Here is a 15974-nt window from a genome sequence, read left to right as displayed (position 1 = left end):
GCCCGGCACACCGCGAGAGCTCGAGGCCGACGACGGGTCGGTCTCCTGGACGGTGGAGGTCCTCGGTGCCGACGGGTCCCTGCAGGAGGCGGTCGTCGACGCCGGCGACGCGGAGGTTCCCGAGTCCGAGACCGAGACCGAGACCGAGGCCGAGGCCGAGGCCGAGGACGACGCCCAGCAGGCGGACGCCGACCAGCAGGGCGGCACCGGAGAGGACCAGCAGGACGACGACTGACCCCTGACCGAGCGCATGTGGGCGTCCTTGCCGCTGTCCGGTGGCAGGGGCGCCTCCGTGCAGCGACCGGATCGCAGCACGAACCGGCTTCCGCGGGGTACTGAGCGGCCGACCCGATCCGAGCGACGCGTGCGGAGGGACGACGATGCCTGGCACAGCAGCCGGCGGAGAGGCCGCCGGGTGAACAGACGGCCTCGGCCGCTCCCGCAGCTGCGGGTGGCTGCGGGGCTCTACCGGTTCCGCGAGAGCCTGTTCTTCCTGCCGGCGATCATCGTGCTCGGCGGAGCCGGTCTGGCGGAGGCGACCGCGGCCATCGACCGCGCAGTGGGCACCGACCGTCACGTCCCGCTGACGCTGGGGATCAGCAGCAACGCCGCGACCTGGCTGTTGAGCACGGTGGCCGGCGCGATGATCACCACCGCGGGTGTGGTGTTCTCCCTGACGGTGGTGAGCCTGCAGCTGGCCAGCAGCCAGTTCTCGCCCCGCGTGATGCGCTCCTTCATCCGGGACCGGCTGAGCCAGGTGGTCATCGGGCTGCTCATCGCCACCTTCGTCTACAGCGTGCTGACCATCCGGCACATCGATGGGGAGGCCCCGACACCGGCGCCGCGGATCTCCCTGACCATCGCGATCGCGCTGACCGTGACCACGGTCCTGCTCATCGTCGCCCACCTGGACCACCTCGCCCGCGGGCTGCAGGTCGGCGAGGTGGTGCGAAGCATCGCGGCGGAGGGCGAGCAGGTGATCGACGCGATGGTGCAGGGATCGCGCGGCGAGCGCCCGGGGCGCGACACCGGGGCGCCCGCGGACGCTGCCAGCCTGGTGGTGCCCGCGTACCGCGACGGGTGGGTGACCCAGGCTCCCAGCGAACGGATGCTCGCGGCGGTCCCGCCGGGCACCACGCTCCGGTTCGACACCCGCAACGGCGCCTACATCCACGAGGGCGAGCCGCTGGTCACCCTCTGGCCGGCTCCCGCCGACACCGACGCGGTGGAGCACCGCTTGGCGGCCACGGTCGTGCTGGCCGACAACCGCACGATGCAGGAGGACGTGGACTTCGCGATCCGCCAGCTCGTGGACATCGGGCTGCGGGCACTCAGCTCGGCGATCAACGATCCGACGACCGCCGTCGAGGTCACGCTGCGGCTGGGCAGCCTGCTCCGCAAGCTGCTCGTCCAGGAGTTGCCGCCCAGAGCCGTCTCGGGAGCGGAGGGCCGGTTGCTGCTGCGGCCCTGGGACCTGTCCTACGGGGAGTACGTCGCGCACGCCTTCGACCAACTCCGCCACGCGGCCCCGTCCCAGGTACAGGTCGTCACCGCGCTGCTGCGGGTCCTGCGCATGCTGGTGCTGCACGCCGAGCGAACCCGGCACCCGGAGCTGGTCCCGGCCCTGCGCAGCCAGCTGGACCGCCTGATGGACGCCGTCGAGATCGAGGCCGGGTTGCATCCGCGCGACCTGGCCCGGCTGCAGGCCATCGCGTACGACCCGGTCGACCCCGCCGACCACAGCAGGCACCTGCCGGGAGACGACCCGACCGCCGGCGTCCACCGGTGAGGTCGACGGCCGAGTGCGCCGGCCGACCGGCTACGCGGTGGACGTCGACCAGCGGCCCGGTCAGCCGTCGGAGATCACCGCGCCGCCATCGTCCTTCCAGCGGTGGACCTGCTTGCCCGGAACCTCTCCGGTGTCCCGGTCCGGTTCCGCCGTCGTCGCGGACGGCCGGTCGGCCGCCTCCGCGTCCGGCTCCCCGGCGGACGGCCTCAGCTCGGACTCCGGCCTGTGGGGCGCGCTCTCGGTCATCGGATCTCCGTCTCCTTCCGGCCGCCCGCCGGCGGACTCGCGGGCCTCCCGACCATCGTGCCCGGCGATCACCGCTGTCGCCCCTCGCCGCTGCACCACGCCCTCGAGGCGGCGCTGGTCGACGACACGGTCGGCGCCGGAGATCGGGGTCGATGGCGATGCCGTTCCGCACCGCCAAGAGCCACGCGCGATGACTGTGGCCGGCAGCAGGAACACCCGGGCGACCGCTCGTCCCTGCCGAGCCGCTGGCGAGATCCTGGCCGTCACCCGCGGTCCGAGGCGGCAGCCGGCGACGGACGTCCCTGGTGGCCGGCGTGGATATGGACGGCACGGCCGTCGACGGCGAGGGGCTCGATCCAGCGAGGACGAGGGAGGGTGGCTATCTGGGAATCATTCTCAGCTAGGGCTTCGTTGTCGGGAGCGTGCCGATCATGCTGCTGACCGTGGGAACGGTTCTGTCGACGGTGAGCGGCGGCGTCTTCGCGCTGCGCTGCAGCTCGAGGCTGCGGCTCATCCTAGGGCTGACCGCGGGGGTCGTTCTGGGGGTGGTCGCGTTCGACCTGCTACCGGAGTTGTTCGACCTCACGCAGCGGACCGGGACGCCGACCCGCACGGTGATGGTCGCCTTGGTGGCGGCGTTCCTGTTCTTCCACGTCCTGGAGAAGTCCCTGCTGGCCCACCACGGCGGGGAGGACGAGTCCGGCGGCCAGCACCATCCGAGCGTGGGGCTGGCGAGTGCGCTCGCCCTGACCGGGCACAGCTTCGCCGACGGGATCGCGATCGGGCTGGCCTTCCAGGTCAACGCCGGCGTCGGGCTGGCGGTGGCCGTCGCGATCATCGGCCACGACTTCGCCGACGGGCTGAACACGGTGTCCTTGATGCTCGCCCACGGCAACACGCGCCGGCGTGCCGCGGCGCTGCTCGTCGCCGATGCGCTGGCTCCGCTGGCGGGGGCGGCGAGCACGTTGGCGCTGCACGTCCCCGATCGTGTCCTGCTGCTCTACCTGGGGGCCTTCACCGGATTCCTGCTCTACATCGGTGCGGCCGAGATCCTGCCGGAGGCGCACACGCCACGACCGTCGAGAGCCGCGCTGGGGCTGACGGTGGCCGGTGCCGGGCTGCTGTACGTGATCACCGGGGCGCTGCCGTAGCGGGCAGGAGCTCGACGAGGACCCGGACCTCGTCCACCTGCACGGACGGCGCGCGGCGACTCCCCGACACGTCGAGTTGCCGGACACACCCCCCTCCGGTCACCGTTGCGTGTGATCGGATCCGTCGAACGGGGACTCGCCGCCGGCGCGGCCGGCACCACGGCTCTCACTGCCGCCACCTACCTGGACATGGCCTGGCGTGGGCGTCCGCCGAGCCGTACCCCCGAACGGGTCGTCGACGCCATCGCGTCCGCGGTCGGGCGGAGCGTCCCCGGATCGAGAACGCAGCAGGATGCCCGGCGCACCGGGCTGGGCGCGCTGGCCGGCATCGGCAACGGACTGCTGACCGGCGTACTGGCCAGCACCGTGCGGTCGGCGGGGATCCGGTTCTCCCCGACGGTCGGGGCGGTGGTGGCCGGCGGTGCCGCCATGGCGGCGACCGACGTCCCCGCCGCGGTGCTGGGGGTCACGGACCCGCGGACGTGGTCGTCGGGTGACTGGCTCTCCGACGCCGTGCCCCACCTGGCCTACGGCGTCGCCGCGCAGGCGGTGCTCGAGGCGGTACCGACCGACCGGGAACGGGCCGAGCCCCGGCGCCCCGCCCGCGCCGGGCTCGTGGTGCGGTCGCTGCTGCTCGGCGTGGCCACCGGCTCCCGCAGCTCGCTGGGCCTGGGCGCGCCGGCGCTGTTCGCCCGCCGGCGTCCGGGCCGACCGGGCTGGCGGTCGGCGCTGTCCCGGCTCGGTGCGCTGGCGGTCGTGTCCACCGAGGTCGCCGTCGACAAGCGGCCGGAGACACCGGAGCGGACCAGCGCGGCCGGTCTGCCGCCGCGGTTCGTCGGCGCCGTGGCCGGGGCGTCGCGGCTCGCCGCGGAGGAGCGGATGAACGCCGCGGTCCCGGCGCTCGGCGCCGCGGCGGGCGCCGCCCTCGGCAGCTGGGGCGGCCTCGGCTGGCGGCGGTGGGCGGCCGGCCGGATGCCCGACGTGCAGGCGGGGTTCATCGAGGACGGCGTGGCCCTGCTGCTGGCCGGCGCGGCCTGTCTTCCCGGCCGCCGCAGCCGCTGACCGGGGCGGGCGACCGCCGGCTCCGGGACGCCGCGGAGCGACGTCCCGGAGCCGCGTGGCCTATGCGGCGGCGGAGAGGGACTGCTCCTGCGCCCACTGCAGGATCGCCGCGTCGGCCGGCTGCGCCTGCTCGATGATCGCGGCGTGCGCCCCACCGTCGAGGACGACGAGGTCCGAGTCGGGGATGGCTGCGGCCATCTGCTGGTCCATCTCGTAGGGGTAGAGGTGGTCCTCGAGGCCGACCAGCAGCAGGGTGGGGACGGCGATGTCGGGGAGCAGCGGCTGGAAGTCCGGTCGGGTGGCCAGCGCGGAGGCGCCCGCCAGGTACGCCTCGGTGCTGGCCTGGTCCATCAGGCCGATCAGCTGGTCGACGAGCTCCGGCTCGTCCATCCGGGTCCGACCGGTGAGCATCTCGTCGATGACCAGGGGAGGAACCGCCTGCTTGCCCTGTTCGCGGACGACCTGGGCCACGCCCTCCCAGGTGCCGGCCTCCGGCGGCGGAGCCGGAGCGGCGGTGGTGTCGATGAGGATCATCCCGTCGAAGCGCTCGGGAGCCTGCTGGTACATCGAGAGCACGATCTGGCCGCCCATGGACATGCCGCCGACGACCGCGGAGTCCACTCCGAGGTCGTCCATCACCGCGAGGACGTCGTCCGCGTAAGCGCCGACGGAGCCCTCGGCCTGTTGCCCGGACGTCTCGCTCCCGCCGTAGCCGGGCAGGTCCGGGGTGATCACCTGGAAGCTCTCGGCCAGTTCGGCGCGGTTGCGGGCGAAGAGGTCGCCGGACAGCGGGTAGCCGTGGACCAGGACCATCGGCTCACCCTCGCCTTCGACCTGGTAGTGGATGCGCGCCCCGTCGACCTCGACGGAGCCCTCGGTGACGGAGCCCTCGGTGCTGGAGCCGGAATCGGGTGTGCTGTCGGCGAGGGCAGGGCCTGCCGGGACGACGAGGACGGCGGTCAGACCGGCGGTCAGCAGGCAGCGTCGACGGATGGGCATGGGGATCCTCTCGAAGGGGCGCCCAGGGCACAGGCGCAGGAGCGGGTCGAGGCGGGCCGCTACCCGGCGTCCGCACAGCGGGAAACCGTCTGTCTCCCCGCTCCTCACGAGTCGGCACGCTGCGTCCGCACCGGGTTCCCCAGCGTCGTCCTCGCGGCGGCCGGGAGCCCTCCACCGCGTGGCCGGCCGTCCGCTCAGCCGGCCGGCGGCGGAGTCGGGGTGTCGGTCGCGACCCGGACGTCCTCGCGCAGGCTGGCCACCGTCTCCCGGGGGACCAGCGGCCACGCCCGGCGGAGCTCCCGCAGCGCGGTGACGGCGAGGGCGCCGGCCCCGCCGGCGTAGAGGCCGGTGGCCAGCACCGCCGCGGTCGTCGGGGAGAACCGGCGCTCGAGCAGCCGCAGCAGCAGGGCGGCCGACGTCCCGATCGCCATCGTCCCCAGCACGGCCGCGCCGCCGAGCATCGCGCCGGCCCGGCCCGCCTGCCGGGCCTTGTCCGCCAGTTCCTGCTGGGCGTGCTGCAGCTCCTGCCGCACGAGGGCGGAGAGGTCGGCGCTCATGGCCTGCAGCAGCTCCGCGGTGGAGCTGCCCGGGGTGCTCGCGGTCATCGGAGGTCCTCTCTGCCGTCGGGGACCGTTCCGGTCACCCGGTGTCGCTGGCCTACCCGGCCGGCCGCCGACCAACCGACGCCGGTGGGCGCAGCCGGGGCGCCTCCCGGATCCCGAAGACCTCGCGCAGCGCCACCCGGGCGGCGTTGTCCCCGGCCATCCCGTGCACCGCCGGCCCGGGCGGGGTCGCCGCAGAGGCCAGGAACACCCCGGGGACCGGCGTCTCGTAGGTGTTCCACCGCGGCACCGGCCGGAAGAGCATCTGCCAGAGGGACGCCTGGCCGTTCGAGATCTCCCCACCGACGTCGTTGGGGTTGCCCGCCTGCATCTGCGGCGCGGTGAACGTGTGCCGCTCGACGACGGTGTCCCGGAAACCGGGGGCGAACCGCTCGATCTGCGCCTCGATCCGCTCGGTCACGTCCACGTCGGACCCGTGCGGCACGTGCACGTAGCCCCAAAGGACGTGCCCGCCGGCCGGCGCGCGGGTCGGGTCCACCACGGTGGGCTGGACGGTGAGCACGAACGGCCGTTCGGCGATCCGCCCGGCCGCGGGTGCGGCCTCGGCGGCGACCATCTCCTCGAGGGTCCCGCCCACGTGCACGGTGCCGGCGCGGCGGACCTCGGGGTCGGTCCAGGGGACCGGCTCCGACAGCGCCCAGTCCACCTTGAACACCCCGGGTCCGTACCGATACCGGGACACCCACCGCCGGTAGCCCTCGTGGACCCGGTCCCCGGCCATCGCCACGAACGCCCTCGGGGTCGTGTCCAGCAGGACGGCGGGGACGCCGTCGAACTCGCGCAGGTCGCTCACCTCGTGGCCGGTGACCACCTCCCCGCCCTGCTCCTCCAGCGCGGCCGCCATGGCGTCGGCCATCCGCTGCGAGCCGCCCTCGACCACCGGCCACCCGGCGTGGTGGGCGAGCATGCCCTGCAGCAGCCCCAGCCCGGCGGTGACCGCCCGGGTCAGGGGCAGCATCCCGTGCGACGCCGCTCCGCCGATGAGCGCCCGCGGACCGTCGTCCTCGAACCAGAGGCGGGTCAGCCGGCGGACGCTCGGGAGCCCGAGGACCCCGAACCGGGTCACCGCCGCGACGCTGCGGGTGGGCGGCCGCCGGAAGGAGCTGCCGAGGAAGTAGTCGACGATGTCCTGCCCGTGCTCCACCAGGGGGCCCAGCAACCGCCGGTAGGCCGGGCCGTCGGCGCCGAAGCCCGCCGCCGTCTCCTCCACCGACGGCCGCGAGACCGCCGCCGGCCGGCCGTCGAGCGGGTGGGCGAAGGGGAGCTCCGGGTGCAGCAGGCGCACCCCTCGGGCGGCGAGGTCGAACTCGCCGAAGAACGGGGACGCGGCGGCCATCGGATGGGCCGCGGAGCACACGTCGTGGACGAAGCCGGGCCGGGTGAGCGCCTGCGACCGCAGCCCCCCGCCGACCTGCTCGTCGCGCTCGACGACCCGGACCCGCAGCCCGGCGGCGGCCAGCCGGAGCGCGGCGGCCAGACCGTTCGGGCCGGCACCCACCACGACGGCGTCCGGGTTCCCGTCCACGCGGTCATGGTGGGGGATCCGCCGATCGCGGACCAGTCGGTGGCCGCAGGGTGCCAGCCGGTGGCCGCCGGGGTGTCAGCCCAGCCGGCAGTAGCGCCGTGCCAGCTCGGCGGTGAGCGGGGACAGCAGGTCGCCCACGAAGTCACCGAGTTCCCGGCCGGAGCGGGTCCGCTCCGGCCCACGCCACACCTCCCGCACCCCGTCCCCGACCCGGACGGCCTCCCACCGCGCCGGCGCCGGGACGCAGGGAGCGGCCAGGAGGACCTCCACGAGGGGATCCTGCCCGTCCCGGGTCACCTGCAGCCGGAGGTCGAGCTCGTCGTCCGGGCACTCGACCAGGAGCCCGGTGAGGAACCCGAGCTGCTCCAGCAGCATGCGCAGTGCCACGAGTTCGTGGTCGGCGAGCGAGGCGAGGAGGTCGGGCATCGACGGGCCTCCGGCAGGCAGGGAGAACGTGCTGCCCGCTCAGCACCGCGGCACACGTTACGGCCGGTGCTCCCGACCCGCCAGGGACACCGACGTCCCCGACCCGGGACCGCCGTGGACGCGCACCGGTGCCCACGCCACCTCCGGGACCCCCGGCTCCTGCTGCTGGAGGACGGCCACGGCGACGTCCCGCAGCTTGCGGTGGCTGTGCTGCGACTCCGCCCGGAGCAGGTCGAAGGCCGCGTCGCTGCCGATGCCGTGCCGGGCCATGAGCACCCCCTTGGCCCGCTCGATGGAGCTGCGGGTCGCCAGCGTGCGGTGCAGGTGCTCGACCAGTTCGCGACTGCGGTGGTACAGCTCGGCGTTGTCCAGGGCGACGCCGCCCTGGGCGGCGAACAGCAGGGCCACGTCGTGGGTGGTGCCGTCGAAGACACCCGGCCGGTCGGCGTACAGGTTGAGCGCAGCCGCCGGTACCCGTTCGGCCGCGAGGGGGAGGGCCAGGCAGCTGCCGAACCCCTCGGCGGCGGCCACCGCCCGGAACTCCGGCCAGCGGCTCTCCCGCAGCACGTGGTCGACGCGGCGCGGTTCGCGGTGTCGCAGCGCCTCCCGGGCCGGCCCGTCGCCGCCGTCCCGGAACTGCACGGCGTGGCACCGGTCCACCCGCCCGTCGGTGACCGTCGCGGTCAGCCCGCCCGTCGGCGTGGCCACGGTCAGCGCGGCTCCGGAGCAGCCGGACACCAGCGTCGTCGCGTGCCGCACGAGGCGGTCGAGGACCGAGGCCGGGTCGTCGTCCTCCGCCAGCCGAGCCAGCCCGGCGAGGACGTCGGGAGCGGGAGCGTCCGGAGGCGTCTGCACGACCCCGAGTGTGCGGGCCGCCCGACCGGTCCGCAGAGGGGTCTGGCACGGGCGGCGGTCCGGGACGAGGATGCCCCCGACCCCGCCGGACCGGCCCGCGGGGTCGGTGCGGTCCCGGCTCCGACGGTCAGCGGGTGCGGGACCCCGAACGGGATGCTTGACTGCCGACAACTGTTCGCCGACGGCAGCGGACGTGGGGGTGGGGATGCCGACTCGGGACCAGGTCCTCGCCGCGCTGGACGGCGGCACCGACTACGCGGCCGCCGCCGCCCGGCTCGGCGTCCACCCCGGCCTGGCGTACCTGATCGCGACCGGGTTCCCCGCCGACGGCAGCGACGTCGTCACCGCCGAGGAGCAGCGGCGTCCCGGGGTGCTCCCCGGCAGCAGCCAGCACCTGGCCAACCCCGCGGTGCACGCGCCGGACGCCGGAGGAGTGGTCCACGCCTGGCTGCGCCGCCGCGCGCAGGGCGACGCCCAGATGGCGGCCGCCGCCCGCGCGCGCACCGCGACCCCCGGCCCGCAGAACGACCCCGGGTCGACCACCGACGTGGTCACCGTGCTGACCCGCCAGCACGACGCGGCCACCTCGCTGGTCAAGCAGCTGGACGCGATCCCCGGCCGCAGCAGGGGCGGGACGCCGGCCCAGGCCTCCGAGCGCGAGTCGATCGTCGACATGATCGGCAAGGCGCTGGCTGCCCACGAGACGTCGGAGGAGGAGCACCTCTGGCCGCGGGTGCGCGAACTCCTGCCCGACGGCGACCGGTGGGCCGACGGGGGTCTGCAGCAGGAGCAGGAGGCGACCGAGACGCTGTCCGCGCTCTCCCGGGCCGATCCGCAGACCGAGGAGTTCGACGACCTCGTCGAGGAGCTGATGCCCCGGCTGCACCGGCACGTGGCGTACGAAGACCGGCTGTTCCTCCAGCTGCGCCGCGCCGTCCCCGACGAGGAACGGGCCCGGATGGGGGAGCGGATCCTGGCCGCCCAGCGCGACGCGCCCACCCGCCCGCACCCGGACGCCCCGCGCGAGCCGGGGCCGGCCGTGGCCGCCGCCGCGCGGTCCGCGGCGCCGGTGGACCGGGCCCGGGACGCCACCGGACGGCCGGCGGACCGGGAGGGCCGACCGGATCCGGGCGCTCCGGGGTGAACACGCCCACCAGCTGACCGACCAGCAGCCGCGAGACGGGAGAAGGCGCCATGGGTCTGCGGACCTTCATCGAGTCCTGGCCGGTCTACCGCCAGCTCACCGGGGACGACCCGCTCGGCCGCGGCAGCGCCTCCTACAGCAGGACCACGAAGACGCTGGTCCCGCGGACGGTCACCGCCGAGAAGGTGGTCAAGTCCATCTGCCCCTACTGCGCGGTCGGGTGCGGGCAGAACGTCTACGTCCAGGACGGGCAGGTCACCCAGGTCGAGGGCGACCCGGACTCGCCGGTCAGCCGCGGCCGGCTGTGCCCGAAGGGCGCGGCCACCAAGCAGCTGGTCACCGGCTCGGGACGGCAGACCCGCGTGTTGTACCGGCGTCCGCACGGCACCGACTGGGAGGAGCTGGACCTCGACACGGCGATGGACGTGATCGCCGACCGGGTGCTCGAGAGCCGCCGCGCGGGCTGGCAGGACGAGGTCGACGGCGCGCGGACCAACCGGACCCTCGGCTTCGCCCACCTCGGGGGAGCGACCCTCGACAACGAGGAGAACTACCTCATCAAGAAGCTGTTCACGGCCATGGGGGCCGTGCAGATCGAGAACCAGGCCCGCATATAGCACTCCTCCACGGTGCCCGGTCTGGGCACCTCGTTCGGCCGCGGTGGGGCGACCACCTACCAGCAGGACCTGCAGAACTCCGATTGCATCGTCATCGAGGGCTCCAACATGGCCGAGTGCCACCCGGTGGGGTTCCAGTGGGTGATGGAGGCCAAGGCGCGCGGCGCGACGGTGATCCACGTCGACCCCCGGTACACCCGGACGTCGGCGCTCGCGGACATCCACGTGCCGCTGCGCGCCGGCACCGACATCGCCTTCCTCGGCGGGATCATCAACCACGTCCTGCAGAACGAGGCGTACTTCCGCGAGTACCTGGTCACCTACACCAACGCGCCCGACGTCCTGCGGGAGGACTACCAGGACACCGAGGACCTCGACGGCGTCTTCTCCGGCCTGGACCGGGAGGGCCGCAGCTACACCCCGTCCAGCTGGCAGTACGAGGGGGCGCAGGTGCAGGCGGCCTCCGGCCAGCGGGACCAGCAGTACTCGGAGCGGCTGAGCCGGCACAGCCGCGGGGAGACCACCGGCTCCGGCGGGCCGGTGGGCGGTGAGCCGAAGCCGCAGCGGGACGAGACGCTGCAGCACCCCCGCTGCGTCTTCCAGGTCCTCACGCGGCACTACGCGCGCTACACCCCGGAGATGGTCGAGCAGGTCTGCGGCATCCCGCGAGACCTGTTCCTGCGGGTCTGCCAGGAGCTGGAGGAGAACTCCGGCCGGGACCGCACCAGCGAGTTCGTGTACGCCGTCGGCTGGACCCAGCACACCGTGGGCGTCCAGTACATCCGCGCGGCGGCGGTGCTCCAGCTGCTGCTGGGCAACGTGGGCCGCCCGGGCGGCGGGATCATGGCGCTGCGCGGGCACGCCTCCATCCAGGGCAGCACCGACATCCCCACGCTGTTCAACCTGCTGCCGGGCTACCTCCCGATGCCGTACGCCCACGCCGACGAGGACCTCGACGCGTTCGTCGAGGGGGAACGCGCGGACAAGGGCTACTGGACCGAGATGCGGGCCTACACGGTCAGCCTGCTCAAGGCCTGGTACGGGCCGGCGGCCACGCCGGAGAACGACTTCTGCTTCGGGCACCTGCCCCGGTTGACCGGCAGCCACAGCAACTACGAGACGATCCACGCCCAGCTCGACGGCGTCTGCAAGGGCTACTTCCTCATGGGAGAGAACCCGGTCGTGGGCAACGCCAACGCCACGCTGCAGCGCCTGGGCATGGCCAACCTCGACTGGCTGGTCGTCCGCGACTTCTCCCTCGTCGAGAGCGCCACCTGGTGGAAGGAGTCCCCGGAGATCGAGTCCGGGGAGCTGCGGACGGAGGACATCGGCACCGAGGTCTTCTTCCTGCCCGCCGCCGCGCACACCGAGAAGGACGGCAGCTTCACCAACACCCAGCGGATGCTGCAGTGGCACCACCAGGCGGTCGAGCCGCCCGGCGACGCGCGCAGCGACCTGTGGTTCCTGTTCCACCTCGGCCGGATCGTCCGGGAGAAGCTGGCCGGTTCGCTCAACCCCCGCGACCGCGCCGTGCTGGACCTGACCTGGGACTACCCCACGAAGGGGGCGCTGGCCGAACCGGAGGCCGAGGCGGTGCTCGCCGAGATCAACGGGTTCGACGGCGAGGGCCGGCCGCTGGCCAGCTACGAACAGCTCGAGGACGACGGCTCCACCGCCTGCGGCTGCTGGATCTACTGCGGCGTCTACGCCGACGGCGTCAACCAGGCCGACCGGCGCAAGCCGGCCGAGGAGCAGGACTGGATCGCCAACGAGTGGGGCTGGGCCTGGCCGGCCAACCGGCGCATCCTCTACAACCGCGCCTCGGCCGACCCCGACGGCAAGCCCTGGAGCGAGCGCAAGGCGCTGGTCTGGTGGGACGACGAGAGCGCCAGCTGGACCGGGCACGACATCCCGGACTTCGACCGGCACGTGTCGCCGTGGCACCGGCCGCCCGAGGACGCCACGGGGGCCGAGGCGCTCTCCGGCGTCGACCCGTTCGTCATGCAGTCCGACGGGAAGGGGTGGCTGTTCGTCCCCGCCGGTCTCACCGACGGACCCCTGCCGACCCACTACGAGCCGCAGGACTCCCCGTTCGACAACCTGCTCTACGGCCAGCAGCGCAACCCCGTCCGCCAGCTCATGCCGCCGCGGGAGCACAACCGCTACCACCCCAGCGGCAGCGCACCGGGCGCGGACGTCTTCCCGTTCGCGCTCACCACCTACCGGCTCACCGAGCACCACACCGCCGGGGGGATGAGCCGGTGGGTGCCCTACCTCTCGGAGCTGCAGCCGGAGATGTTCTGCGAGGTCTCCCCGGAGCTGGCGCGGCTGCGCGGCCTGGAGCACATGGGCTGGGCCACGGTCGTGACCGCGCGCGGGGCCATCGAGGCCCGGGTGCTCGTCACCGATCGGATGACCCCCATGACCGTCCAGGGCCGCACGCTGCACCAGGTGGGCCTGCCCTACCACTGGGGCGGCAACGGGCTCGTCCGGGGCGACGCGGCCAACGAGCTGACCCACCAGTCGCTGGACCCGAACGTGCACATCATGGAGACCAAGGCGTTGAGCTGCGACATCCGCCCGGGCCGGCGGCCCCGGGGGGCGGCACGCAACGAGCTGGTACGCGAGTACCGGGTGCGCGCGGGGATCACCGAGAAGACCGGGACGGAGATCTGATGGCCAAGGCGTTCCTGGGCAGCCCCGTCCTGCGGGTGGGCCTCGACGAGGCGCTGCGGGGGGACACCGACCCGGCGACCCTGTCCGGCCACGCCGACCACCCGCCGCGGATGGGTTTCTTCACCGACACGTCGGTGTGCATCGGCTGCAAGGCCTGCGAGGTGGCCTGCAAGGAGTGGAACGCCATCCCGGAGGACGGGCTGACCCTCACCGGGATGTCGTACGACAACTCGGTGGGCCTGGGCGCCGACACCTGGCGGCACGTGGCCTTCATCGAGCAGCGCAAGCCCCTCGCCGGGCAGGTGGCCGGGGTGCACCACGAGCCCACCGGTCAGCTCGTCGGCTCGGGGACGCCGCCGGAGCAGGCGACGGTGACCCCCACGACCCCCGCGGGGGACGGCGGGGAGCCCGGGGACCTGCGCTGGCTGATGTCCAGCGACGTGTGCAAGCACTGCACCCACGCCGCCTGCCTCGACGTCTGCCCGACCGGCTCGCTGGTGCGCACGGAGTTCGGCACGGTGATCGTCCAGGAGGACGTCTGCAACGGCTGCGGCTACTGCATCCCGGCCTGCCCCTACGGCGTCATCGACCAGCGCGAGGGCGACGGGCGGGCCTGGAAGTGCACCCTCTGCTACGACCGGCTGTCGGTGGGCGCCGAGCCGGCCTGCGCGAAGGCGTGCCCCACCGACTCCATCCAGTTCGGGGTCCTCGACGAGCTGCGGGAGCGGGCCGACCGCCGCGTCCGGCAGCTGCACGAGGAGGGGCTCCCCGACGCCCGGCTCTACGGCCACGACCCGGACGACGGCGTCGGCGGGGACGGCGCCTTCTTCCTGCTGCTCGACGCCCCCGAGGTCTACGGGCTGCCGCCGGACCCGGTGGTGAGCACCCGGGACCTGCCGGACATGTGGAAGCACGTGGGCCTGGCCGCGCTGTCGCTGGCGGGCATGGTCGTCGGCGCGCTGTTCGGGCGGCGCTCGTGAGCGAGTCGGAGGTCACCCGTGAGGGGGTGCGGCCGAAGACCCCCGGGCGCGGCGCGCTGACCGGTACCCGCGGTGGGCGCCGGCGGCGGGGCGGCGAGCAACCCGTCGTCCCGGACGCAACGTTCACCTCGTACTACGGCAAGCCGGTTCTCAACGGGCCGGTGTGGAGCGCGCCGGACATCCCCGGCTACTTCTTCACCGGCGGGCTGGCCGGCGCCTCCTCGATGCTGGCCCTGGCCGCCGACGCCACCCGCCGCCCGGGCCTGGCCCGAGTCAGCAAGACCGGTGCGGCCGTCGGGGTGTTCCTGTCCCTGGCCGGCCTCATCCACGACCTCGGCGAGCCGGCTCGCTTCCTCAACATGCTGCGGGTGTTCAAGGTCACCTCCCCGATGAGCGTCGGCTCCTGGCTGCTGGCCGCCTACGGGCCCGCCGCGACGGCGTCGGCCGGCAGCGCGCTGACCGGGCTGCTGCCCCGGACCGGGCTGGCGGCCACCGCCGGCGCGGCGGTCCTGGGCAGCGGGGTGGCCACCTACACCGCTGCCCTCGTCTCCGACACCGCGGTGCCCGCCTGGCACGACGGCTACCGGGAGATGCCGTTCCTGTTCGCCGGCTCCAGCGCCGCCTCCGCCGGCGGGTTGGGGCTGCTCGCGGGGCCGCCGGGCGAGGCCGGCCCCGCCCGGCGGCTGGCCGTGCTCGGCGCGGCCGCCGAGGTGGCCGCCACCCGGCTCATGGAGCGCCGCCTCGGCATGGTCGGCGAGCCGTACTCGGAGGGGAGGTCCGGGCGGCTGGTGAAGCTGGGGGAGAAGCTGCTGGTCGCCGGCGCCGCCGCGGCCGTCGCCGGCCGCCGCCGCCCCTGGCTCGGCCGGGTCGGCGGAGCGCTGCTGCTGACCGCCTCCGCGCTGACCCGCTGGGGGGTCTTCGAGGCCGGGATGGCCTCGGCCGACGACCCGAGGTACACCGTGCAGCCGCAGCGCGAGCGGCTGGACAAACGGCAGGGGCAGGATCACCGTCCCGCCGAGGGAGACCGCTCCGCCGGCCGCTGACCGCGCACGGGCGTGCGCTGCCGCAGGCCGGCCCGGCCACGCCTCCCTCGACCGGAGGAGTCGGCGGTGCGGTCGGCGGGCCGCGCTGTCAGCGGGCCCGGTCGCGTCTGGGGACGTCGGCTGCCCGGGCCAGCCCGATCCGCACCAGTGCGCCGTCCGGGGTACCGGGGCCTTCCTCGCGCACGATCGTGAGCTCGCCCTTCGTCTCGTACAGCACGTAGCGCAGCTCGCCGAGGTCCCGGACCCCCCGCTCACGGAGCTTGGCCAGGACGTCGTCGTCGGTCAGGTCGCAGTGCCGCAGCTGGTCCCGGAGCAGGACGCCGTCGTGGAGCAGCACGCGCACCGGGTGGTCGACCGTCTTGGCGATCCACCGCACCCTGCGTCCCCGCGCCACGACCGCGTGCGCGGCCAGCAGCGTGATGAGGGCCACGGCGCCGACGAGGTAGGACTGGCCGGAGGCGATCGCGGTGCGGCCGACGACCGCCCCGATCGCGACCGCCGCCGCGAAGTCCATGGCGGTCCACTGCGCGAGGGTGCGGCGGTTGGTGACGCGGAGCCCGAGCAGGGCCGTCCCGTACATGAGCAGGGCCTTGCCGACGACGCCCACCAGCTCGTCGGTCTGGCCGCCCAACCAGTTGCTCACGCGATCTCCTCACTCGAGAAGCCGGTCACCGCGGGAGGACCCCGGCGGCGCGGAGGAACTCCCCGCCCCTAGTGTTCCGATCCGGAGATCCGTGCGCAGTATCGGGCGATCTTGTTGAGGATCTGGTCCGGGGTCTTGACCCACTTGAAGGGCCGCGCCTGTTCGTTCCACTGGTCGATCCATCGTTGCAGCGCC

At 74.2% G+C, this 15974-nt stretch carries 14 protein-coding genes and 1 pseudogene; 8 read left to right on the top strand and 7 right to left on the bottom strand.

Annotated features, from left to right (window positions below):
• The first annotated feature begins 52 nt into the window (after positions 1–52).
• Positions 53–235 carry a hypothetical protein gene (locus DQ238_RS22770; protein ID WP_158550759.1) on the top strand — a complete coding sequence of 61 codons (183 nt, stop codon included), beginning with the start codon at positions 53–55 and terminating at the stop codon, positions 233–235.
• Positions 236–415: 180 nt separating this feature from the next.
• Positions 416–1789, top strand: a complete 1374-nt coding sequence (locus tag DQ238_RS10690) for a DUF2254 domain-containing protein (protein WP_199506267.1) — start codon at positions 416–418, stop codon at positions 1787–1789.
• A gap of 60 nt (positions 1790–1849) precedes the next feature.
• Here the strand turns inward: DQ238_RS10690 and DQ238_RS10685 are convergent, their stop codons facing one another.
• Positions 1850–2251 carry a hypothetical protein gene (locus DQ238_RS10685; RefSeq protein WP_113781277.1) on the bottom strand — a complete coding sequence of 134 codons (402 nt, stop codon included), beginning with the start codon at positions 2249–2251 and terminating at the stop codon, positions 1850–1852.
• A 227-nt stretch (positions 2252–2478) separates the two neighbouring features.
• Here DQ238_RS10685 and DQ238_RS10680 point away from each other — a divergent pair, with 227 nt between their 5' ends.
• Both DQ238_RS10680 and DQ238_RS10675 read left to right on the top strand, forming a co-directional pair.
• Positions 2479–3186, top strand: a complete 708-nt coding sequence (locus DQ238_RS10680; protein ID WP_199506266.1) for a ZIP family metal transporter — start codon at positions 2479–2481, stop codon at positions 3184–3186.
• Between the two features lie 111 nt (positions 3187–3297).
• Entirely contained in the window at positions 3298–4248 is a 951-nt protein-coding gene (locus DQ238_RS10675) for a hypothetical protein (RefSeq protein ID WP_113781276.1), read from the top strand.
• A gap of 60 nt (positions 4249–4308) precedes the next feature.
• On the opposite strand, the gene DQ238_RS10670 is transcribed toward DQ238_RS10675, so the two are convergent.
• The 5 genes from DQ238_RS10670 to DQ238_RS10650 form a co-directional block, all read right to left on the bottom strand.
• On the bottom strand, positions 4309–5247 hold the full coding sequence (locus DQ238_RS10670) for an alpha/beta fold hydrolase (protein WP_113781275.1): 939 nt from the start codon (positions 5245–5247) through the stop codon (positions 4309–4311).
• A 194-nt stretch (positions 5248–5441) separates the two neighbouring features.
• Positions 5442–5852, bottom strand: coding sequence for a phage holin family protein (locus tag DQ238_RS10665; RefSeq protein WP_113781274.1), 411 nt, complete (start codon positions 5850–5852; stop codon positions 5442–5444).
• A 52-nt stretch (positions 5853–5904) separates the two neighbouring features.
• A complete protein-coding gene (locus DQ238_RS10660) occupies positions 5905–7395 on the bottom strand; it encodes an NAD(P)/FAD-dependent oxidoreductase (protein ID WP_113781273.1) in 1491 nt (496 codons plus the stop codon).
• Positions 7396–7470: 75 nt separating this feature from the next.
• Positions 7471–7821, bottom strand: a complete 351-nt coding sequence (locus tag DQ238_RS10655) for a hypothetical protein (protein ID WP_113781272.1) — start codon at positions 7819–7821, stop codon at positions 7471–7473.
• A gap of 57 nt (positions 7822–7878) precedes the next feature.
• Entirely contained in the window at positions 7879–8676 is a 798-nt protein-coding gene (locus DQ238_RS10650; RefSeq protein WP_158550758.1) for a GAF and ANTAR domain-containing protein, read from the bottom strand.
• 205 nt (positions 8677–8881) lie between these two features.
• On the opposite strand from DQ238_RS10650, the gene DQ238_RS10645 reads away from it, so the two are divergent.
• The 4 genes and pseudogenes from DQ238_RS10645 to nrfD all read left to right on the top strand — a co-directional run bounded on the left by DQ238_RS10645 (position 8882) and on the right by nrfD (position 15136).
• Positions 8882–9820 (top strand): hemerythrin domain-containing protein, encoded by a 939-nt coding sequence (locus DQ238_RS10645; protein ID WP_147263047.1) that lies wholly within the window; start codon positions 8882–8884, stop codon positions 9818–9820.
• 50 nt (positions 9821–9870) lie between these two features.
• Positions 9871–13113 (top strand): annotated as a pseudogene (fdh, locus tag DQ238_RS10635) (formate dehydrogenase).
• Positions 13113–14093: a 4Fe-4S dicluster domain-containing protein gene (locus tag DQ238_RS10630; protein WP_113781269.1), complete on the top strand. Its 981-nt coding sequence runs from the start codon at positions 13113–13115 to the stop codon at positions 14091–14093. Before fdh ends, DQ238_RS10630 begins: the two are co-directional and overlap by 1 nt.
• Complete coding sequence (nrfD, locus tag DQ238_RS10625) at positions 14090–15136, top strand: NrfD/PsrC family molybdoenzyme membrane anchor subunit (RefSeq protein WP_113781268.1); 1047 nt, start codon at positions 14090–14092, stop codon at positions 15134–15136. The genes DQ238_RS10630 and nrfD overlap by 4 nt, the downstream gene beginning before the upstream one ends.
• A gap of 88 nt (positions 15137–15224) precedes the next feature.
• Here nrfD and DQ238_RS10620 read toward each other — a convergent pair whose 3' ends face one another.
• Positions 15225–15779 carry a DUF421 domain-containing protein gene (locus tag DQ238_RS10620; RefSeq protein WP_199506264.1) on the bottom strand — a complete coding sequence of 185 codons (555 nt, stop codon included), beginning with the start codon at positions 15777–15779 and terminating at the stop codon, positions 15225–15227.
• Positions 15780–15974 lie beyond the last annotated feature (195 nt).

It is taken from the genome of Geodermatophilus sp. TF02-6 (genome assembly GCF_003319115.1).
In the GTDB taxonomy this organism is placed as follows: domain Bacteria; phylum Actinomycetota; class Actinomycetes; order Mycobacteriales; family Geodermatophilaceae; genus Geodermatophilus.
Note: the sequence above shows the minus strand (reverse complement) of the source record. Positions and strands in the feature narration are given on the sequence as shown.